This is a genomic window from Microbacterium mangrovi, from assembly GCF_000802305.1.
GTDB classification, from domain to species: domain Bacteria; phylum Actinomycetota; class Actinomycetes; order Actinomycetales; family Microbacteriaceae; genus Microbacterium; species Microbacterium mangrovi.
Genome location: NZ_JTDK01000002.1, coordinates 57,000 through 78,299 on the forward strand (window position 1 = coordinate 57,000; position 21,300 = coordinate 78,299).

Consider the following 21,300-nt stretch of genomic DNA (forward strand, 5'->3'; position numbering starts at 1 on the left):
CGCAGAAGTTGCGCGCATCCGGCCGTGAACGACCGGCCGCGAGGCCCCTCTTCGTTGTGAAACAGGCGGCGTGCCCAGACGGCCGCATCCTGACGGTGGCGGTCAAGTTCCTTCAACCGCGGCACGAATCCACGAAGCTCCGGATCGGCACCGACGTCCTGATCGATCCCTGCTACTCGGCTGGGGATGTGGACCGCTTCGTGGTCGACCTCGGTGTCGTCCTGCCGGCATCGGGCACACACGCACTCAAACTCGTCGACGGTGAGCGCGAGTTCCCGCTCACCGCTCCCAGTCGGGATTCCTCAGGGGCGGTCGAGGGACCGCTGACGCGAGAGAACCATTGGTACCGAGTTTCTGACGAGAAGGACGGAGCAGCTGTCACGGTCGTCACGCCGAAGGCTGCGACCGTCGTCCGGGGCATCCGGTCATCCGTCGACGGGATCGTTCTCCTTCTCGACGCGGCGGTCACCGAGGGCAGTCTCGTCCTCCGCAATCGCGGCCGAACAGTGGCGATCGAGCCGATCGCCGAGGCCAATGGATGGACGGTGACCTTGGCGGGGCTGAAGTCCGGCGCACAGCTCGATCCCGAGTACTGGGACTTCGCCTTCAAGAGGAACGGTGAAGAGACCGCGGTCGTCGGCGACACCGGGGATCTCGCGCGCTATGGGAGTGCTGTCAACGTCCCGATGCTCGTCTACCGGGATGCTTCGGGGACGGCGCTCTACTCGAAGGTCTATTTCACCGGCGATGGCCGTCTCGCGGTTCGCACGGGAAATTGGAGAGAGTCGCAGGTCGCCCGATGAAGGTCACGTACGTCCTCACGACGGCGGATGCCGCCGGGGGCACCGAGCGCACGATCATCTCTCAAGCGAACTGGATGGCGGACCACGCCGAGGTCACGATCCTGTCGCTGCACAAGGCCGCGAGTGCATCCCATTTCGCGGTCGACCCGCGCGTGAAGGTGAAGTACGCGACGAAGCGCCGCGACGAGACGCTTCGCCCCTCACTTCTCATCCCCCGAATCTGGGACGACCAGTTCGACGCAGGGTCGGACTCGGCTGTCGAAGACGCCTTCCGTCGTGTGAGTGCGGATATCGTTGTGACAACGACCCCCGCTCTCGCTCTGCTGGCGAGTCGATTCGTCCCGCCTCGAGCGCGGATCGTGCACCAGGAGCACCGATTCTCCGCGGCCCGCGGTCCGGGGTTTGATCCTCTTCGAGCCTGCGCCCACCGACTGGATGCCATTGTGGTCCTGACTGCTCGGAACGCGGATTGGATCCGCACGGAGCTGGGCGAGGATGCGCCGCGAATCGGTGTCGTCGCGAACGGCGTCGACGTTGCATCGTTCGCCCAGAGCTCACTGCGCCAGCCTCTGGTGATGTCGGCCGGCCGTTTCGTGCCCGCCAAACAGTTCGATCATCTTGTCCGCGCATTCGCCGTCGCGACCGAACAGCATCCGGAATGGCGTCTGCGAATCTATGGCGACGGGCCGGCGAAGCCGCGTATTCTCACCGAGATCCGACGCAACGGGCTCGAGACCAGGGTTGAGTTGCCCGGCGCGGTCTCCGACATCGATTCCCAGCTGGCGAAAGCGTCGATCTTCGCGCTCTCCTCACGATCCGAGGCCCTGCCGATGACGCTCCTGGAGGCGCAGGCCGCGGGGGTTCCGGTCGTCAGTTACGACACGGCGACCGGACCACGAGAAATCCTTGATGCGACGCGGGGCGGCATCATCGTGCCTATGAACAGCCGTATGGGCCTCGCCAGCGGCTTGCGGACACTGATGGCGGACGAGGAACGCCGACTCGAGTTCGGGCGACGGGCGCGGGAAGCCGCCTGGCAGTTCGACTCCGACAACGTCATGCCCGCCTGGCTCACGATCTTCGGGGAGCTGCTGGCGTCGGAGAAGCGACCTTCGGCGTCGGCACCCCGAGAGGCGGTGGAACCGATCAACGACGCGGCACCGGCTGTCGACGGAGAATCCCTACGAATGGCCGTGATCGCGCGACTCGAGGCCGAGGGCGTGAAGTGGAGACCCGCTACGCCGCGCGAGTCCGCATGGCGCATTGCAGCGGCCCACGAGGATGTCGCGTCCGTGCTTCGCGCGATTCACGCTGTCGACCTCCCGATACAGGTCAGCGCCCGATGGAACAACGAACTGCTCGCGACGCCATGGACGCCGACAACGCTGGCCCCCGTGGTCGCGCCCTCAGCGACCGCCCTCACGCTGGATGACGCATCGGGCCGGTTGCTCGGATCGATTCAGCTGTGGCCGACGGTCGACGGACAGCGCATTAGTCCGGATGGGCGTGACGGCCCCGCCTCTGTTGACGACTCCCGCTGGCAGCGGTGGATGGAAGACGGAACGGCGACGCCGTCGGGCCTGCCTTATTGGAACACCATCAGCTTCCCCATCGATGTCGTCTACACGTGGGTCGACGGCAGCGACCCCGCATGGCGCGCGCGGCGCGCCCCGTTCCTGGTTGACGGCAGTGTTGACGTGGCGCATGACAGTGCTCGTGAGGAGCGGTACGTGAGCCGCGACGAGCTGTACTACTCGATCCGCTCTGTCAGGCGCTATCTGCCGTGGGTGCGCAATATCTTCGTCGTCACTGATCGACAGACCCCGAGCCGCGTTCTGAACGAGTTCCCCGATGTCCAGGTCGTCGACCACACCGAGATCTTCCCCGACTTCGACTCACTGCCGGTTTTCAATTCCCATGCGATCGAGGCCAGCCTGCACCGGATTGGTGGACTCGCCGAACATTTCATCTATTTCAACGACGACTTCATCGTCGCTCGTCCCCTTCGACCGGATTCATTCTTCTTCTCGAACGGAGTGGCGAAGTTCTTCCCGACGGGAGTTCCCCTCCAGTACGGCGGCACAGACCACGCGCCGCATCTGGCCGCCGCGAGCAACAATCGCGCTCTGATCGCCGAGAGCTTCGGGTTCGAGATCACCCACAGCTTGCTGCACGCGCCGTATGCGCATCGTCGATCCTCGCTGATGGAGATCGAGGATCGCTTCCCCGAACAGCTAAGAGCAACACGCGGTGCGCGTTTCCGGAGCGGAACGGACCTGTCGGTCATGTCCTCGTTCAGCCAGTACTTCGGGTACGCGCGCGGAACCTACGTCCCCGGGCACATCGGATACCGATACGCCTCGCTACGAGCCGACACTCTTGTGAGCCGTCTGCAACACATCCTTGACGACCCGAAGGTCGATGTCGTGGCGGTCGCGGAGCCGATGCAGTCGGATCGTCGGCACCGCGACGAGCACGAGATCCTCGTATCGTTCCTGGAGGAACTCGTCACCCGTCACCGGTAAGGGCGCCCCTCCACGCTCCGCCCTCAACATGGCCCCCACTAGCATGGTCGGATGGTTACCGTTGATCGACTCCACGAGTACGCCGACGACGACGGCAACGTCATCGAGAGCCCTTCCGAGTTCCGGGAAGGCGTGAACGTCCGCTTCCGCGGAAAGAACAATCGGCTCGTCGTCCACGAGCGCGCACGCATCGTCAAACTCGACCTGACCTTCGACGGCGACAACGGAACGCTCATCCTGGGCGCCGGCACGCGCGACGGCGCGATCCGCGCAAGCATCCGGGTCGGCCAGGATTCGACGATCACCTTCGGCGACAACGTCACGATGACGTCGACGAGTACGATCAGTGCCGTCGAGGGCACGAGCATCACCTTCGGCGACGATGTGATGATCGCGAGCGGCAACCAGTTCCGAGCCGACGACGGACACGCCGTCTACGACGTCGTCACGGGCGGACGCGTGAACAAGTCGAGGAGCATCACCATCGGCAGCCACGTCTGGTTCGCCTACGGTGCGTGCGCCCTCGGTGGATCCGTGGTCGGCGACGGCAGCGTGATCGGGTTCAACGCACTCGTGACCGGGCGGATCCCCAACAACGTCATCGCCGTCGGCTCACCGGCCAAGGTGGTGCGACGCAACGTCGCCTGGGAGCGCCCGCATCTGTCCCTGACCCAGCCGCCCTACCGTCCGAATGCAGACGGCATCACGAAGACGAAGAAGTACTGGAAGCTCACCGAGGAACCCGTCGGACCGGTCACGCGTGCGAAGCGCGTCGTCTTCGCGCGAGGAAACCGCTCGCTGGTCGCCCGCGCGAAGCGCCGGGCGAAGCGCCTGCTCGCCCGCAAGGCGTGACGGCGCCGGCCGGTCCCGCCGCGGCTACTTCTTCGCCGTGACGAGAGCACCGCAGGTCGGTGACACCGTGGTGTTCGCCGTCGGGACCACCGTCGGCGTCGTGGCGATCGAGAACGGTCCGCGCGCACCCTTGGGGATCGTGCTGGTGTAGGTGACCACCTTGCTCGTGCCCGTCGGCACGAACACGCGCACGCTCTGCACGTTTCGCCCGTTCTCGAAGCCGACGCGCGCGTCGTAGTACGAGTCGCCGCCGATCGGGGTCACGCCGGTGATCGTCGAGCCGGGCGGCGCGAAGTACATGACGTCGAAGATCTGCGTCGTCGGTGCCTGCAGGTACTTGGGACGCCGGTTCAGCTGGTAGCTCGTGAGACCCGTCAGCGGAGCAGTGTTGGTGATCGTGATGGCCTCGGTCATCGTGCCCGCCTTCGCGTCGCACGTCAGCGTGACCTTGGTCTTGAGGAAGTAGTCGAGCTTGCTGTAGTCGGCGTTGTTGAGGAAGATCCCCGCCTGCGTGGTCTTCTTGTTGGTGGTCTCGAGGTCACCCACCATGCCGAAATCGGCGGCCATCTTCTGTTCGTCCGGATTCTGGAACCAGGCGTGCAGGCGGTCCTGCTTGATCGCGATCTGGAACTGACCGAGCATCTTCATGATGTCGTAGCTGCCCGACGACACCTTCGAGAACACCTTCTCGGCCACACTCCCGAAGAAGAGATCCTGCGCCTTGTTGCCGCGATAGCGGATATAGGCGTTGTTCAGCAGAGCGTCGACGACGTTCGTCGAGTCGAGGGTGCGGTGATCGCCCGTGACGATCGGCCCCGTGACCTTGAGCATGTACGAGAGCACCACGGGGTCCAGTGAGATGACGCCGTCGAGGTGGCCGCCGGTGGTGTTGAACCAGAGCGCGTCGAACGCGCTCGCGGTGGTGGTGAAGTTGGGGGTCCGCGTGAAGTTGCCGAAGCCCATGAACGTGTCGGAGTCGTAGAGCGCCTGGGTCTCCCACGGCGGACTGATCACCTGGACGTTTCGGGGGAAGCTGAACGTGCTGGTCTGCTTCTCGAGCTTGAAGTGCCCATTGTTGATCGTGATGATCGCCGTCGCGGCGGGCAGGCCGCCCTGAGCGCGCGACTCCGCCAGGTTCTGGAAGATCAGCATGTAGGTGCGGTTGCCGTGCGCACCGGCGATGTCCAGCAAGGTCGGCAGGTACTGCTCGACCGTGTCGAGCGCGGGACCGGCCTGGTCGACGACCGTCACGAGGGACTTGATCGCGTTGTTGACGACCGGGAGGATCTTCGTCTGGTCGACGCCCGCCAAGGTCGTCTTCGCGTCCGCGAACGCCGCTTTGATGCGGGGCAGGGAGTCACTCGCCGAGACCACCGGTTCGAGGTTGATCCCGCCGCCGCTGACCGAGTGCTTGTCGATCTTCAGCGCACCGAGCAGCTTCACCCCGGCGGGCAGCGCCCCCTCGACGAGGATGTTGGTGGCTTCGGTCGCGCGACGCACCGCGTCGACGTTCTCGCCGACCACGGGGATGTTCACCGCGAGATCCCACAGCGGCCCCCGCACCGTGGACGCGGCATCCTGCGTCTTTGCGGCGATCTGATCGCCCGCTTTCGCGATCTGGCCCGAGTCGCCGTTCTTCACGTAGTGCATGATCGACGACATCTGCGTCTTCGCCGAGGTGAGATCCTGCTCGACCGAGACGGCCTGCATCGCGAAGATGCCCACCAGCACCGCGGGGATGCCGAGGATCACCAGGGGGACGCCGACCGCCCACGGCCATCGACGACCGCGCGGGCGCGCGGCGTGACGACCGCCACGATCCGCCCGATAGCGGCCGGGATGAGGGCTTTTGGACACTGAATGACCTTACCGGTTCACGACTGTGACACCGCCCTGAGGGGCCCCCGACACAGCCGAGAAGCAGCCGCGATGATGCTTATACACCGGATTCGGGGCGGTAGCGCGGACGCAGCCTGACCGGACGGATGCGCGCGATCGCCTCAGGCGCGGCCGCGCGCCTTCTTCACGATCCGCGCGACGCGCCGGCGCCAGAGCCGCAGGCGCCACTGCGCGCGCGGCCCGAACGAGCCGAACGGGCCGGGCACGGGCTTCCAGACGCGCACCTCGTCGGCACGGGACGGCAGTGTTCCCGGGGTCCAGCCGACGACCACGCGGCGATGCCGGTCCCACTGCTGGGCCGGGCGATCCTCCCAGCGGCGGGGCACCTCGGTGCGCGCCACCCCGTCGACGACCACGCGGGCATCCTTCGGGATCGTGCCGTGCCAGCGCTCGAGCACCTTCTGGCCGAAGTGATCCGGCGCGGTGCGCTCCCCCGTGATGTCGAGCGGCTTCCAGTCCGGGCCGACGACGGTGACCTCGGCTCCGGCGGCGATCGGCAGGTCGACCCCGTGTCCGCGGTCGCGGTAGGCCCCCACCCAGGCCGGGATGCTGCGCCCCGACAGCAGCTGCAGCAGCAGCCGCGCCTCGAGAGACAGGGCAGACGCGTCGTACCGGAACAGCACGTCCTCGTCCACGAAATGCGCGCAGTCGGCGAGCGCGGCGAGCATCAGGGCTCCGTCGGCATCCGACAGCGGCGGCACCTCGCTCTCGGCTGCGGTCGCCGCCGGAAGCAGCCACTGGCACTCGTAGAGGAACATCGACTGCAGCCACGCCGGCACCGGCCCCATCGCCGCGGCGCGCTGCATCAGCGGGAGGTAGGCGTCGTGGAACCGGCCGATGCTGCCCACCGGATCCAGGCGCGACAGGTCGACGGCGGAGTCGGCCGTCGCCCGCCGACGGTAGATGTAAGTGGCGTCGGCGACGAGACCGAGCACGGGCTCCGCGCCCGAGCGCAGCAGGTGGTCCGCGACGAACATGGCGTCCTCGGAGGCGTGCAGGCCGAGCGGGAACCGCACGCCGGTGCGCTCCAGGTCGGCCCGGCGGAAGAACGACGACGCGGCGTTCATCTGGAAGAAGTCGGGGTACTCGGTCATCGACACACGGCGGTCGCCGGCCGCGAAGCGGAACTGCAGCGCGTGGACGTCCTGGATGGATCCGTCGGCGTCGTACAGCCGCAGCAGCCGCGCGGCCACGAGGCTCACCCGCTCCCCGTCGCGGCGGATGAACCGGGCGACGTTGCGGAAGTAGCGGGCGTCGAGGATGTCGTCGGAGTCCGGGAAGGTCACCCAGTCGCCGGTCGCTTCGGACAGCCCCCGGTTGCGGGCCGCGCTCACCCCTGCGTTCTGCTGCCGGATGACCCGCCCGGATGCCCCGGAGCCGGCCAGCCACTCCTCGGCGAGGTCGCCGGAGCGGTCGGGCGAGCCGTCGTCGATGAAGAGGTAGTCGATCTCGTAGTCCCCCGGCTCCTGCGCCGACAGGCTCTGCAGCAGCTCCGGGAGATACCGTTCCACGCCGTACATCGGGATGATCGCGCTGATGCGCACGCCGGATCTCGCTCCACCCATGGTCCGCAATGCTATTGGGCGTTTCTGGGCCGCACCCGAACCGCCGCGCGTCCCTCGCCCGCTCCCCGGGCGCGTTCAGGCCGGTCCAATAGACTCGTCCGTCATGCCCAGCCCCCGCAGCATCCTTCGCCGCGTCAGCTTCCTCCACCAGCTGCGCTTCGCCCCGTACGCGGTGACCTACGGCATCCTGACCCGCCTCGTGCGCGTCAAGCCCGCGCGGACGCTCTTCCTCTCGGATTCGCGCGCGGACTACAGCGGCAACATCGAGTTCCTCCGTGACGAGATCCGACGGCAGGACCCGGATGCCGAGATCATCGGGCTGTTCAAGCGGAGCATGGCGCACCGGCGCCGGGTGCGCGACATCTTCCGGCTGCCGTGGCTGGCGGCGACCGCGCAGACCATCGTCGTGGACGACTACTACCCGCTGATCTACTCGTGGAAGATCCGGTCCGAATCCCGCCTGCTGCAGGTGTGGCACGCGGCGGGGGCCTTCAAGCGGGTCGGCTGGAGCCGCGACGGGCTGCCGGGCGGCCCCGCCAAGGGCTCCCTGGCGCACAAGAACTACACCGACGCGACGGTGTCCTCCAGCGCGGTCCGCGCGAATTACGCCGAGGCGTATGGGATCGACATCGCCAAGGTCAAGCCGCTGGGCGTGCCGCGCACCGACGTCTTCTTCGACGCGGACTTCGTGGCGAACGCGAATCGCGAGGTGCGCGAGCGCTATGGAATCTCGGAGTCGACCAAGATCGCGCTCTACGCCCCGACCTTCCGGGGCCCCGGCCACCTCACCGCCGTGTTCGACTACGACTGCGTGGACTGGGATGCCCTCACCCGCGACCTCGGGGACGACTGGGTGGTCATGGTCAAGATGCATCCGTTCGTCAAGCCGCTCATCGTCGCCCGGCCCGACGTCACGAGCATCATCGACGTCACCGCCGACCGCGAGATCACCCAGCTGTTGATGGCGGCCGACGTGCTCATCGCCGACTATTCGTCGACGATCTTCGAGTTCGCGCTCCTCAAGCGCCCGATCGTGTTCTTCTGCCCGGACCTCGAGCAGTACACGGCGGAGCGCGACTTCTACTACCCGTTCGAGGAGTACGTCACCGGCCCGCTGGTGAAGGATCCGGCCGGGCTTCCGGATGCGATCCGCTCCGCGCGGTACACCGGGGCGGAGGAGGCGTTCCGGGAGCGGTTCCTCGGTGCCTGCGACGGGCACTCCAGCGAGCGAATCGTGCGCGAGCTCATCCTGACCCCGCGCGAGACGGCGCGCCCCGAGGCGGCCGCGCCCGGCGGCGGCAACATCGCCCCCACCCGTGCGAGCGGCGCGATGGGGCTGCGTCTGCTGGTGGCCGGAGCCGCCCGCATCGGCCTCAACCTCGCCTATCTGCCGCTGCGGGTGCTGCCGCGGCGGCGCAAGGTCGTCATGATCAGCCGCGAGCACGAGACGGTGCCGGAGGACTTCGTCGACCTGGAGGCCGCGATCCGTCGCGCCGACCCGTCGGTGAAGGTCGTCACCCTGGTGCGGATGGTGCCGCCCGGGTACCTCGCCAAGCTCGGCTACGCCGTGCACATGCTCGAGCAGCTCTACCACGTCGCGACCTCGCGCGTGCTGGTCATCGACACCTACGCGATGGTCGCGAGCCTGCTGCGGCACGGCCCCGGGCTCACCGTCATCCAGATCTGGCACGCGCTGGGCGCGTTCAAGAAGTTCGGCCTCAGCATCCTCGACCACCCGGAGGGCCGCGACGCGCGCCTCGCCGCGGCCATGCGGATGCACCGGGGTTATGACATGGTGCTCGCCAGCGGCGAAGCATGCCGTGCGCCGTATGCGGAGGCGTTCGGAGTGCCGGCGTCACGGATCGAGATCGCCCCGCTGCCGCGCGTGGACCGGCTCGTCGACCCGGAGCGGGTCGCGGCCACGCGCACGGCGATCTTCGACGTGCACCCGCACCTGCGCGGCAAGCGCATCGCCGTGTTCGCCCCGACGTTCCGCCTCGACGGCTCGGTCGCGGTCGACGCGGTCGAGCTCGCAGCGGCGATGAGGGATGCCGGCATCCACCTCGTCGTCAAGCTGCATCCCCTGATGCCGCGGGATTTCGGTCCGGACGTCGACACCGCGGCGGGCTTCTCGACGCAGGAGCTGCTGCAGGTGGCCGACCTGTTCGTCACCGACTACTCGTCGGTGCTCTACGAGGCCGCGGCCCTCGGCATCCCCACCTACTTCCTCGCCCCCGACCTCGACGAGTACATCGCGTCGCGCGACTTCTACCTCGACTACCGGCACGATCTGCCCGGCCCGATCGTGCGCGACAGCGCGCAGCTGATCGCGGCGATCGCCGCCGACGAGGCGTCGGCCGAGACCGCCAAGGCGTTCGCCGACCGCTGGGTGCAGATCCCCGAAGGACGGGCGGGGTCCGCGTGTGCGGATGCCGTCGCTCAGCGTGTTGTCTCGGCGGCGAGCTCTTCGCGCAAGGCCTGAACGAAGACCTCCGAGTACCCCTCCGCGGGGAAGTCGCCCAGGTAGTGGCGGCGCAGCCGCACGCGCTCCGCCCGGAGCGGATCGTCGCCGAGCATCGCGTCGAAGGCAGCGTGGAACGACGACCGGTCGGGGTCGACGACGTATGCCGCCTGTGAGACCGGGTACGCGGCGGTGAACTCGGTGCGCGGCATGCCCGCCGACGCCATCGCGAACGGCTTCTCCGAATACAGGTAGTCCGAGACGATGCTCGACACGTCCGCGACCATCGCGTCGCTCGCGTTGAAGCAGTCCACCACCGTCATCTCGCTCTCCGCGACCGCGCCGAACAGGTGGGCGCGCCCGGTGCGGCGGGCGTCATCGGCGAGCAGGGCCCGGATGCGGTCCGCCTGCGCCTGCAGGTCGGCGTTGCGGGAGGTGAACGCGTGCGGCCGGAACACGATCGTGCATCCGCGTTCCAGGAGATCCTCGACCATCGCGACGCCCGAGGGCAGCGAGCTGAGGTTCGAGTCGGTGAAGAAGCCCGCCCAGGTCGGGGCGTAGAGCACCGTGGGTGCGCCCGTGCGCGGCTGCGTGGGACGTTCCACCTCTTCCACCTGCGGACGCCCCACGATCCGCACCAGCTCCCGCGGCATCTCGACGCCGTAGTGCGCGAACCGGTCCACCGCCGCCTGCCCGGCGACGAGATTGCGGTCGTAGGCGCGGAACTGCCGGGAGGCGCTGGCCGGCTTGTCGCTGTCGCCGTGGTTGAGCTGGATGGCCCGGAGTTCGTTGAACCGCAGATAGTGCGCGTTGCGCAGCGCAGTGTTCACGAACAGGACCGCGCGGACGCTGGGCAGGATGCTGCGCTCGATCTCCTCCGCGGTCACGCACAGCAGCACGGGGGCCGCGACGCGCGACGCCAGGGCGTCCAGCTGCTTGCGGCTGCGGACGATGATGACGAACGGGACGCCGAGCCGCTCCAGATACGGCACCCACATCGTCACCTGGTAGTGCCCCTCGGCGGGCGCGTCCCAGTGCACGTAGAAGACCGGCCCGAGCTCTCTCACCTTGGCGCGGGCACGCTTTCCCGAGGCGTCGCGCTGCATGGAGCGCCGCACGAGGCTCGCGATGTAGCCGCCGTCCACGACCAACACGATCGCGGCGACCACGACGGCGAGCCACACCAGGTCGAACGCCGCCGACGCCACCGCCACCACCGTCGCGATGCTGAGCAGGATGTGGAAGAAGCGGCTCGGACCGGCCAGCGGGCGCGGCACCGCGACGGGCAGGATGTTGGCCGACGGCGTCATGTCCAGGCTCGGCATCGAGCGCACCAGCGCCCCCTCGGTGGCCACGGCTCCGCCGACGAGCACCACGCCGACGATTCCCACGACCGACCAGCCGTCGGTGAACATCGCGACCGCCGCCGCCAGGAGGATGAGGTGGGACGTGAGGAACCGCCCCGTCCAGTACGGCGGGTCCTCCCAGACCAGGGCGGCCAGCGTCGCGGCGACGATCACGATCGCCGCCGCCGTCATCGCCCAGGGCGCGTTCCAGAAGATCGCCATCGCGAGGAGCGCGAGCACGTCCACGATCACGGAGGGCCAGCGCGTCTCGGTGAGGACCCGCGTCACCAGGGCGGCGATCCGGTCAGTCTGTCGTGTCATGAATCGAAACCTCGGCCGGGATGCGGGTGGGACTCCGACCCTACGCGGGGGTGCAGGACATCCGCAGGGTCGCGCTCCTAAACTAGTCGGGGCCCCTCGCGGCCGTCGCCTTTCCGCAATCCTTGAGGTACTGATCACGTGAGCACAGAAACCAAGACGGTCGCCGTCGTCCTCGCCGGAGGCATCGGAGTCCGCGTCGGACTCGGCATTCCGAAGCAGCTGATCCGCATCGCCGGCAAGGCGATCGTCGAGCACACCCTCGAGGCGCTTGAGGCGAGTGCGGAGATCGACGAGATCATCATCATGATGAACGCCAGCGCGATCGGCGAACTCGACCACTTCAAGGTCGACCCGCGGTTTCCCAAGCTCAGCCGCATCCTGCCGGGTGGCGCGACCCGCAACGACACCACCCAGCTCGCCATCGCCGCGCTCACCGGCGACGACACCAAGGTGCTGTTCCACGACGCCGTGCGGCCCTTCATCGACGATCGCATCATCCACGACTGCGTCGCCGCGCTCGACGAGTACGACGCCGTGGACACGGCGATCCCGTCGGCCGACACGATCATCCAGGTGAGCGAAGACCGGCGCATCACCGACATCCCGGACCGCTCCCGGCTGCGCCGCGGCCAGACTCCGCAGGCGTTCCGGCTCTCCACGATCCGCCGGGCGTACGAGATCGCGAACCAGGACCCGGCGTTCAAGGCGACGGACGACTGCGGCGTCGTCTTCCAGTACCTCCCCGAGGTCCCGATCTTCGTCGTCGACGGCACCCCCGAGAACATGAAGGTCACCGAGCCGATCGACATCCACATCGCCGACAAGCTGTTCCAGCTGCAGTCGGCGAGCATCTCGTCCGACACCGTGACGACCCTGCCCGACCTGACCGGCAAAGGCATCGTGGTCTTCGGCGGGAGCTACGGAATCGGCGCGAGCATCGTCGAACAGGCCATCGCCGCCGGTGCGGAGGTGCGCGAGTTCAGCCGGTCCTCCACCGGCACCGACGTCACCAGCGCCAAGCAGGTGCGCAAGGCCCTCGCCAAGGCCAAGGAGAAGCTGGGCCGCATCGACGCGGTGATCGTCACGGCGGGTGTGCTGCGCATCGCGCCGCTGACCGAGACCAGCAAGCACGATCTCAAGAACACCATTCAGACCAACCTCACGGCGCCGGCGCTCATCTGCCGTGAAGCGCACCCGTACCTCGAAGAGACCGGCGGGCAGGTGGTGCTGTTCACGTCGAGTTCTTACACCCGCGGCCGGGCGAACTACAGCACGTACTCCGCGACCAAGGCCGGCGTCGTCAACCTGACCCAGGCGCTTTCCGAAGAGTGGGCCGAGACCGGCGTGCACATCAACTGCATCAATCCTCAGCGCACGGCGACACCGATGCGCACCGCCGCCTTCGGCGACGAACCCGACGGCACGCTCCTCGACCCCGACGACGTGGCGCGGGTCACCATCCACCTCCTCGATTCCGACGTGACCGGCCAGATCGTCACCGTCGAAGTCGCCGTGATGGCCGCCCTCCGCGAGCGGGTCTGAGGGGAAGACGCTTGAGCAACCGCACCATCAGCTTCAGCATCGTCGTTCCGCTCTACGAATCCGCTCCCTACCTGCCCGACCTGCTGGCGTCGTTCGCGAACCAGCACGGCGGGCCCTACACGGTGGAGTACATCTTCGTCGACGACGGGTCGCCGGACGATTCGGGCGACATCGCGCAGCGCTGGCTCGATGAGACCTCCCACCTCGGCCACGTGATCCGCCAGGAGAACCAGGGCGTGAGCGCGGCACGCAACGCGGGGATCGAGGCAGCCCGCGGCGAGTGGATCGGCCTCCCCGACGGGGACGACTTCGTCGGCACGCACTACCTTTCCGCGACGGCGAACGCGCTGCTCCACCACGGATCCGACGAGGTCGTCCTCGCGTCCACGAACGTGCAGAACTACGACGAGGCCACCGACACGAGCACGCACAGCCACGTCCTCCGGTTCAAGTACGCCGACGGCACACAGCTGGTCGATCTCGAGAAGCATCCCACCTACATCCAGTCGCAGGCCGCATCGGCGTTCTTCCGCCGCGACCTCATCGACGCGTCGGGAGTGCGCTTCACCCGCGACCTGCACGTCGCCGAGGACGCCCTCTTCGTGGCCGAGTACCTCCTCGAAGCACCATCGGCGAACGTGCTGTTCCTCCCGCACGCCGAGTACTACTATCGCAAGCGCGCCGCCGGGAACTCGGCGGTGGACACCGTCCGCGAGAACCCCGACTTCTACTTCGGCCGATTCGAGCGCGGTTACCTTCCGCTGTTCCGCCGTGCAGCTGCCAAGGGTCACGTCCCCTTGTGGCTCGACCAGCTGTTCCTCTACGACGTGCGCTGGTTCCTGCCGCGCGAGGCCAACGTCACGCAGAAGGCGACCTGGTTCACGCCCACGGAGAAGGCGGAGGTGCTCGCCGGCGTCGCCCACGTGCTGGAGCACGTCGCCGACCGGAGCATCATCGGCTACAACGTGACCGGACTCGGTGTCGATCACCGCTGCCTGCTGCTCGCGCTGAAGGGATCGCCCATTCCGACCGAGGGCGTCGCCAAGATCGTGTCGTCCGATCGCCGCGGCATCGAGCTGCGCTACCTGTTCGTCGGCGAACGGCCTGACGAACGGTTCACCCGCGACGGCTCGCCCCTCACTCCCCTCACGACCAAGACCCGGCGACTGGACGTCTTCGACCAGCGACTCCTCTTCGAACGGATCGTCTGGTTGCCGGCGGGCAGTGAGGTCGCCCTGCAGCTGAACGGCCGTGCTGTCAAGCTCTCCACCGGCTCCTACCAGGCTTTCGACCTGTTCCCTCGACAATCGGTCACGTTGGCGGCCACCAGCACTGCGCGGCGGATGTGGCGTCGGGCCCAGGGACGATTCCGCGCCGAAGTCGGGGCCCTTCTCCCCTGGACCTACCAGAATCGGGTCGGCACACGCGGCAGGGCCGACCGGCTCCGCACCCGGCGCCGGCTCACCCTCGCCCAGCGCACCGGCCGCGGCCGCCGCTTCGCGAACGCCTGGATCCTGATGGACAAAGTGCACGCCGCCGGCGACAGTGCAGAGTACCTGTATCGGCACCTGCAGCAGGAACGGCCCGACGTGAACGCCTGGTTCGTGCTCGACCGTGACTCGTCCGACTGGGCGCGCCTGGATCGCGACGGGTTCCGGCTCGTCGCCTACGGCTCGCACACCCACCAGCTGCTGCTGAGCGAAGCCGCGGTCGTCATCTCCACCCACCTCGACGTGGAGATGACCGAGCCCATGCCGTTGAGCGCCTACCCGGGAAAGAAGCGCCCGTGGCGCTACGTGTACCTCGAGCACGGTGTGATGCAGCACGATCTCGCGATCTGGTTCAACCGCAAGCCGATCGACATCATCACCACCGCGAGCGTCGACGAGCAGCAGTCCATCGTCGAGGACTACTCGTCGTATACCCTCACCTCGCAGCAGGCCCGGCTGACCGGGTTTCCGCGACACGACGAGGTCGCCCGCCTGGCGGCGAACGCCGATCCGGCGGCGCGCAACATCGTGCTGTTCGCACCGACGTGGCGGCACACGATGCTGGCGCGCAAGACCGGGCAGGGCGAGCTTCGCGCGTTCGTCGAACCGTTCGAGCAGACGGAGTTCGCGCGCAACTGGCTGGGCCTGATCAACGACCCGGCCCTGGCCGAGATCGCGAAGCAGACGGGCACTCGGCTGGTGTTCCTCCCCCACCCGAACTTCCGCACGCAGATCGATCCGGGCCTGATGGCTCCCGGAGTCGAACTCATGACCTCGGTGGACGACGTGCACGAGCTGCTCACCCGGTGCCGAAGCGTCGTCACGGACTACTCCTCGATCTTCTTCGAGGCCGCTCTTGCGGGGGCCGACGTGTCGTACTTCCAGTTCGACCACGACACCTTCCTCAACGGCGGGCACACCTATGTCCCGGGCTACTGGTCGTACCCCGAGCACGGTCTGGGTCCGATCGGCTACACCGGCGACGAACTGGTCGACATCCTGCGACGCCAGCTCACCGGAGACGGCTACGCAGCCGACCGCGAGTTCTTCGCGGCGCGGTTGAAGCGCACGCTGCCGATGGTCGACGGCCACTCGGTGGAGCGCATCACCGCCGAGGTCGAGCGCCTGTTGGCCTGAGCGGACCCACGGCGTCTGCGAGGATGGCATGGTGAAGGGCATCATCCTCGCCGGCGGCTCGGGCACCCGGCTGCATCCGATCACCCTGGGCGTTTCCAAGCAGCTCATCCCGGTGTACGACAAGCCGATGGTCTACTACCCGCTGTCGACCCTCATGCTCGCGGGCATCGACGACATCCTGGTGATCACGACTCCGCACGATGCTCCGTTCTTCGAGCGTCTGCTCGGCGACGGCTCGCAGTTCGGCATCCGGCTCACCTTTGCCCGGCAGCCCTCCCCGGACGGCCTCGCACAGGCGTTCACGATCGGCGCGGACTTCATCGGCGACGACAAGGTCGCCCTGGTGCTCGGCGACAACCTGCTGTACGGACCGAGCCTCGGCCGTCAGCTGAAGCAGTACGCGGATGTCGACGGCGGCGCGGTGTTCGCCTACTGGGTCGCGGAGCCGCAGGCGTACGGCGTGGTCGAGTTCGACGACGACGGCCGGGCGGTGTCGTTGGAGGAGAAGCCCGCCGCGCCGAAGAGCAACTACGCAGTGCCCGGCCTGTACTTCTACGACAACGACGTGGTCGAGATCGCCCGTGGCCTGGCGCCTTCTCCGCGCGGCGAGTACGAGATCACCGACGTCAACCGGGCCTACCTCGAGCGCGGCAAGCTGCAGGTCGAGGTGCTCCCGCGCGGCACGGCGTGGCTCGACACGGGCACGTTCGATCAGATGACGGATGCCGCGGAGTATGTGCGCACGATGCAGCGGCGCACCGGACTGTCGATCGGCGTGCCCGAGGAGGTCGCCTGGCGGCAGGGGTTCCTCGACGACGACGAACTCCGCGAGCGCGCCGAGAAGCTGGTGAAGTCCGGGTACGGATCGTACCTGCTCGAAGTCCTGGAAAGGGGTCGCTGATGGCACGTCTGCTCGTGACGGGGGGTGCGGGGTTCATCGGATCGAACTTCGTGCACCACGTGATCGCGCACACCGACCACCACGTGACGGTGCTCGACAAGCTCACCTACGCCGGAAACCGTGCGTCGCTCGCGGGGCTCCCCGCCGACCGGTTCGCGTTCGTGCAGGGCGACATCGCGGATGCTGCGCTCGTCGACGGACTCTTCGCCGATGCGGACGCCGTCGTGCACTACGCCGCCGAGTCGCACAACGACAACTCGCTGAACGACCCGCGCCCGTTCCTCGACACGAACATCGTCGGCACGTACACGCTCCTGGAGGCGGCCCGCCGGCACTGCACGCGCCTGCACCACATCTCCACCGACGAGGTGTACGGCGACCTCGAGCTCGACGATCCCGAGCGCTTCACCGAGCAGACGCCGTACAACCCGTCGAGCCCCTACTCCTCCACGAAGGCGGGCAGCGACCTGCTCGTGCGCGCCTGGGTGCGCTCGTTCGGGGTGCGGGCCACGATCTCCAACTGCTCCAACAACTACGGGCCCTACCAGCACGTGGAGAAGTTCATCCCGCGCCAGATCACGAACGTGATCCGCGGCATCCGGCCCAAGCTCTACGGCGCCGGGCAGAACGTGCGCGACTGGATCCACGCCGACGACCACTCCGCAGCGGTCCTCACCATCCTCGAGAAGGGCGAGATCGGGCAGACGTACCTCATCGGCGCCGACGGCGAGAAGAACAACAAGGAGGTCGTCGAGCTGATCCTGACGCTCATGGGTCAGGATGCCGGCGCCTACGACCACGTCGCCGACCGCGCCGGGCACGATCTGCGGTATGCGATCGACTCGACGAAGCTGCGCACCGAGCTCGGCTGGCAGCCACGGTACCGCGACTTCGAGGCGGGTCTTGCCGCGACGATCGACTGGTACCGCGCGAACGAGGCGTGGTGGGCGCCCGCGAAGGATGCCACCGAGGCCTTCTACGCCGCCCAGGGCCAGTGAGCGCCGGTCGCCCCGCGAGCGAAGCGAGACGAAACGAGACCCGAATGACCGAATTCAGCAAGCCCCTCGCCGCGCGCGAGACCGGCATCCCGGGCCTCGTGCTGTTCGATCTGCCGGTGCACGGCGACAGCCGCGGCTGGTTCAAGGAGAACTGGCAGCGCGAGAAGATGACGGCGCTCGGCCTGCCAGACTTCGGCCCGGTGCAGAACAACGTCTCGTTCAACGACGCGATCGGCACGACCCGCGGCATCCACGCGGAGCCGTGGGACAAGTGGGTCTCGGTGGCCACCGGCCGCATCTTCGGCGCCTGGGTGGACCTGCGCGAGGGGCCCACGTTCGGCGCGGTGTTCACGGCCGAGATCGATCCGTCCACGGCGATCTTCGTGCCGCGCGGGGTCGGCAACTCGTACCAGACCCTCGAACCCGACACCGCCTACACGTACCTCGTGAACGACCACTGGTCGCCCACCGCGAGCTACACGTTCCTGAACCTCGCCGACGAGACGGTCGCCGTGCCGTGGCCGATCCCCCTCGACCGGGTGGAGATCTCCGCGAAAGACCTGGCCCACCCGCGACTGGCCGACGTCACGCCGATGGCGCCCGCCAAGGTCCTCGTGCTGGGCGCGGCCGGCCAGCTGGGCCGGGCGCTGCGCGCCGAGTTCGGCGACGCGCCGCACATCGAGTACGCGACCCGAGCCGACCTCGACCTCACCGCCGCCGACCTGGCGACGGCGCGCCGCTGGCGCGACTACGACACGATCGTCAATGCCGCCGCCTACACCGCGGTCGATCTCGCCGAGACGCCCGATGGCCGGCAGGATGCCTGGGCCGCCAACGCGACCGGGGTCGCCGCGCTGGCCGCCGTCGCGGCCGAAAACGGCATCACGCTCGTGCACGTGTCCAGCGACTACGTCTTCGACGGGTCGCTGCGGGGCGCGTACCCGGAAGATGCCGCCCTGCGGCCGCTCGGCGTGTACGGGCAGTCCAAGGCCGCCGGGGACCTGGCCGTCTCGACGGTCCCGCGCCACTACGTCGTGCGCACCTCGTGGGTGATCGGCGACGGAAAGAACTTCGTGCGCACCATGCAGTCCCTGGCCGAGCGCGGCGTCGATCCGCGCGTCGTCGACGACCAGATGGGGCGGCTCACGTTCACCGAGGAGATCGCCCGCGGCATCCGGCACCTGCTCGAGCACCGCGCGCCCGCGGGCGTGTACAACCTGACGGGGGGCGGGGATCCGACCAGCTGGGCCGACGTCGCCCGCGCCGTCTTCGCGGCCGCCGGCCACGATCCGTCCCGCGTCACCGGCGTCTCGACCGACGAGTACTTCGCGTCGGCGTCCGGGCCGACGGCTCCGCGTCCGCGCAACAGCGTGCTCGACCTGACCAAGATCGAAGCGACCGGCTTCGTCCCGGCGGATGCCGCGGCATCCCTGCAGAGCTATCTGGAGGCGGCACATGGCTGAGGACGTCAAGGTCAGCGTGGTCGTCGCCACGTATCGGCCCGGAAAGGGCCTCGACCGGGTGATCAGGTCGCTCGATCGCCAGTCGCTTCCGCACGACGAGTGGGAGGCGATCTTCGTCGACGACGGCTCCCCGGACGACACCTACGCCCGGCTGCAGGAGCTCGCCGCGTCGCGTCCGTACATGCGGGTCACGCAGATCGAGAACTCCGGCTGGCCGTGCCGCCCCCGCAACATCGGCACCGACCTCGCGCGCGGCGAGTACGTCGCGTACATGGACCACGACGACGAGCTGTACCCGGATGCCCTCCGCGACGGGTACGCGTTCGCGAAGGCCGCCGGGGCGGACGTCCTCAACGGCAAGGAGGCGCGCACCCACGACCCCGGCTGGGCGGTCGACACGTACCGCGAAGATCTGCCACAGGCGAAGTTCCTCACCACGATGCACCCGCTGATCCCCGCGAATCCGCACAAGCTGTACCGCCGGGCGTTCCTGAACGAGCACGGCATCCGGTTCCGCGAGGGGGGCCGGGTGGTGTGGGAGGACATCTTCTTCAACGTGCTCGTCGCCAAGCACGCCGAGGTGATCTCCACGATGGCGAGCACCCCGTACTACCACTGGTACGTCACCGGCGGCAGCGGGTCGACCACGTTCCGCCGGTCGCGCGACGACTGGTGGGACTGGCTCGAAGAGGTGATCCGCGCCATCGACGCGGACCTCGACGCGGACGAACTGGCGACCCAGCGCGACCTCTTCCGGCGCCATCAGTATCGGTCACGTCTCATGGGCACGTTCAACAACGTCTATCTGGCGCGCCCGGCATCCGAGCGCGCGATGCTGTTCAAGCGAGCGCACGCCATTCAGGCGGCATCCTTCCCCGAACGGGACGACGTCGCCCTCACCCGCAACCTGACCATGCGCGCGCAGCTGCTGCGGTCCGGCGACGAGGCGCTCCTCGAATCGCTGCTCGCCGACGATCCCAACATCCCGGCCGAGTCCCGCGTGACCGGCGCGCGCTGGCGCGACGGGTCGGTCGAGCTCGATGTCGAGACCATGTGGGTGGACAGCACCGGGCGGCGCTTCCGGCACCGGATGCAGGACGGTCGCATCGTGAAGGACCTCCCCGCCGGCTACGACGGCGTGTTCGCGCCCGAGCTGCTCGATGTCACCGACGACGTCGCCGGGGCGACCGTCGAGATCGGCGTGCGCTCGCAGAGCTCGCGGATCAATTGGATGGTGCCCACCGAGGCCCGGCTGCACTGGCTCGACGAGGGCAACGATCCGGACTTCTTCCTCACCGCGACCGGCCGGATCGAACCGGCCACGGCCGCGATGGGCAAGCCGCTCTCGCGCGGGATCTGGCACTTCACCGCCCGCGGGACGCTCGGCGGCACCACCCAGCACAAGATGATCCCGGGCGAGATCACGCCAGCGATCGTCCTCGACGAGACCGGCTCCGCAGCCGTGTACACCCGCCCGGACGGCAAGGTGGTGCTCGACTTCGACCAGACCGGTCAGCCGCTGTCCGTCCTGGTGCAGCCGACCGGCACGGTGCGCCGCGACGGCGACCGCACCATCATCGACGTCACGGGCCTCCCGGCCGGGGCGGACTGGTCGGGCGCGACGAAGGTGGAGATCAACCCGGACGGCGCCGGCAAGCGCGCGGCCCGGTCCCTGCTGCGCAGCGGCCAGCTGATGCTCGGCCGCCCGCAGCGCACGGACGGCTGGTACAAGGCGGCCGCGACGATCGAGGTGGCCGGCGACCGGCAGCAGCTGGTGCTGGTGCGGCCGGACGCGGGCGCGGTGCGCCTGCGGATCGGCACCCGCGTGCCGGGCGTGAAGTCGACCTTCGTGTTGGAGAGCGGCCACCGCACCCTGCGGGCGATCGTCGAGAAGCCGCCGCGCAAGACCAGTCGCCTCCGTGACGCCGCCAGCCGCGTCAAGCGCGCCGTGCGCCGCACCGCGCGACAGACCGCCGATCGGATGCAGCGCCGCTGAG

At 68.3% G+C, this 21,300-nt stretch carries 13 protein-coding genes; 10 read left to right on the plus strand and 3 right to left on the minus strand.

What is annotated here, in order from left to right; translation table 11 throughout:
* Window positions 1-8: 8 nt before the first annotated feature.
* From LK09_RS02070 to LK09_RS02085, 3 genes are read left to right on the plus strand one after another with little or no spacing between them, the layout of a single operon-like run.
* Complete coding sequence (locus LK09_RS02070) at window positions 9-803, plus strand: hypothetical protein (RefSeq protein WP_156138615.1); 795 nt, start codon at window positions 9-11, stop codon at window positions 801-803.
* Window positions 800-3,328 (plus strand): stealth conserved region 3 domain-containing protein, encoded by a 2,529-nt coding sequence (locus tag LK09_RS20495; protein ID WP_052226309.1) that lies wholly within the window; start codon window positions 800-802, stop codon window positions 3,326-3,328. The genes LK09_RS02070 and LK09_RS20495 overlap by 4 nt, the downstream gene beginning before the upstream one ends.
* A gap of 51 nt (window positions 3,329-3,379) precedes the next feature.
* Complete coding sequence (locus tag LK09_RS02085) at window positions 3,380-4,180, plus strand: acyltransferase (RefSeq protein ID WP_039395225.1); 801 nt, start codon at window positions 3,380-3,382, stop codon at window positions 4,178-4,180.
* Window positions 4,181-4,204: 24 nt separating this feature from the next.
* Here LK09_RS02085 and LK09_RS02090 read toward each other — a convergent pair whose 3' ends face one another.
* Window positions 4,205-6,037: a DUF4012 domain-containing protein gene (locus LK09_RS02090; protein ID WP_156138616.1), complete on the minus strand. Its 1,833-nt coding sequence runs from the start codon at window positions 6,035-6,037 to the stop codon at window positions 4,205-4,207.
* Between the two features lie 143 nt (window positions 6,038-6,180).
* Window positions 6,181-7,644 (minus strand): glycosyltransferase family 2 protein, encoded by a 1,464-nt coding sequence (locus LK09_RS02095; RefSeq protein WP_082007994.1) that lies wholly within the window; start codon window positions 7,642-7,644, stop codon window positions 6,181-6,183.
* A gap of 103 nt (window positions 7,645-7,747) precedes the next feature.
* Between LK09_RS02095 and LK09_RS02100 the strand changes: the two genes are divergently transcribed.
* Window positions 7,748-10,126 carry a CDP-glycerol glycerophosphotransferase family protein gene (locus LK09_RS02100; protein WP_039395234.1) on the plus strand — a complete coding sequence of 793 codons (2,379 nt, stop codon included), beginning with the start codon at window positions 7,748-7,750 and terminating at the stop codon, window positions 10,124-10,126.
* Here the strand turns inward: LK09_RS02100 and LK09_RS02105 are convergent.
* Entirely contained in the window at window positions 10,084-11,772 is a 1,689-nt protein-coding gene (locus tag LK09_RS02105; protein WP_052226310.1) for a CDP-glycerol glycerophosphotransferase family protein, read from the minus strand. The two genes, LK09_RS02100 and LK09_RS02105, sit on opposite strands and share 43 nt — an antisense overlap.
* Before the next feature lie 138 nt (window positions 11,773-11,910).
* Between LK09_RS02105 and LK09_RS02110 the strand changes: the two genes are divergently transcribed.
* From LK09_RS02110 to LK09_RS02135, 6 genes are read left to right on the plus strand one after another with little or no spacing between them, the layout of a single operon-like run.
* Window positions 11,911-13,314 carry a bifunctional cytidylyltransferase/SDR family oxidoreductase gene (locus LK09_RS02110; protein ID WP_039395236.1) on the plus strand — a complete coding sequence of 468 codons (1,404 nt, stop codon included), beginning with the start codon at window positions 11,911-11,913 and terminating at the stop codon, window positions 13,312-13,314.
* Between the two features lie 11 nt (window positions 13,315-13,325).
* Window positions 13,326-15,941 (plus strand): CDP-glycerol:glycerophosphate glycerophosphotransferase, encoded by a 2,616-nt coding sequence (locus LK09_RS02115; RefSeq protein WP_039395239.1) that lies wholly within the window; start codon window positions 13,326-13,328, stop codon window positions 15,939-15,941.
* 31 nt (window positions 15,942-15,972) lie between these two features.
* The gene (gene rfbA, locus LK09_RS02120; RefSeq protein WP_039395711.1) at window positions 15,973-16,842 is read left to right on the plus strand and encodes a glucose-1-phosphate thymidylyltransferase RfbA; all 870 of its coding nucleotides are present in this window, start codon (window positions 15,973-15,975) and stop codon (window positions 16,840-16,842) included.
* A complete protein-coding gene (rfbB, locus tag LK09_RS02125; protein WP_039395242.1) occupies window positions 16,842-17,840 on the plus strand; it encodes a dTDP-glucose 4,6-dehydratase in 999 nt (332 codons plus the stop codon). Before rfbA ends, rfbB begins: the two co-directional genes overlap by 1 nt.
* Window positions 17,841-17,884: 44 nt before the next feature.
* Window positions 17,885-19,303 (plus strand): sugar nucleotide-binding protein, encoded by a 1,419-nt coding sequence (locus LK09_RS02130; RefSeq protein ID WP_039395245.1) that lies wholly within the window; start codon window positions 17,885-17,887, stop codon window positions 19,301-19,303.
* Complete coding sequence (locus LK09_RS02135) at window positions 19,296-21,299, plus strand: glycosyltransferase family 2 protein (protein ID WP_052226311.1); 2,004 nt, start codon at window positions 19,296-19,298, stop codon at window positions 21,297-21,299. The genes LK09_RS02130 and LK09_RS02135 overlap by 8 nt, the downstream gene beginning before the upstream one ends.
* Window position 21,300 lies beyond the last annotated feature (1 nt).

Bases quoted from the DNA above. Each gene is read 5' to 3' on its own strand.
- LK09_RS20495 (WP_052226309.1), top strand. From the start codon at position 800: ATGAAGGTCACGTACGTCCTCACGACGGCGGATGCCGCCGGGGGCACC.
- LK09_RS02085 (WP_039395225.1), top strand. From the start codon at position 3,380: ATGGTTACCGTTGATCGACTCCACGAGTACGCCGACGACGACGGCAAC.
- LK09_RS02095 (WP_082007994.1), bottom strand. From the start codon at position 7,644: ATGGGTGGAGCGAGATCCGGCGTGCGCATCAGCGCGATCATCCCGATG.
- LK09_RS02100 (WP_039395234.1), top strand. From the start codon at position 7,748: ATGCCCAGCCCCCGCAGCATCCTTCGCCGCGTCAGCTTCCTCCACCAG.
- LK09_RS02105 (WP_052226310.1), bottom strand. From the start codon at position 11,772: ATGACACGACAGACTGACCGGATCGCCGCCCTGGTGACGCGGGTCCTC.
- rfbB (WP_039395242.1), top strand. From the start codon at position 16,842: ATGGCACGTCTGCTCGTGACGGGGGGTGCGGGGTTCATCGGATCGAAC.
- LK09_RS02130 (WP_039395245.1), top strand. From the start codon at position 17,885: ATGACCGAATTCAGCAAGCCCCTCGCCGCGCGCGAGACCGGCATCCCG.
- LK09_RS02135 (WP_052226311.1), top strand. From the start codon at position 19,296: ATGGCTGAGGACGTCAAGGTCAGCGTGGTCGTCGCCACGTATCGGCCC.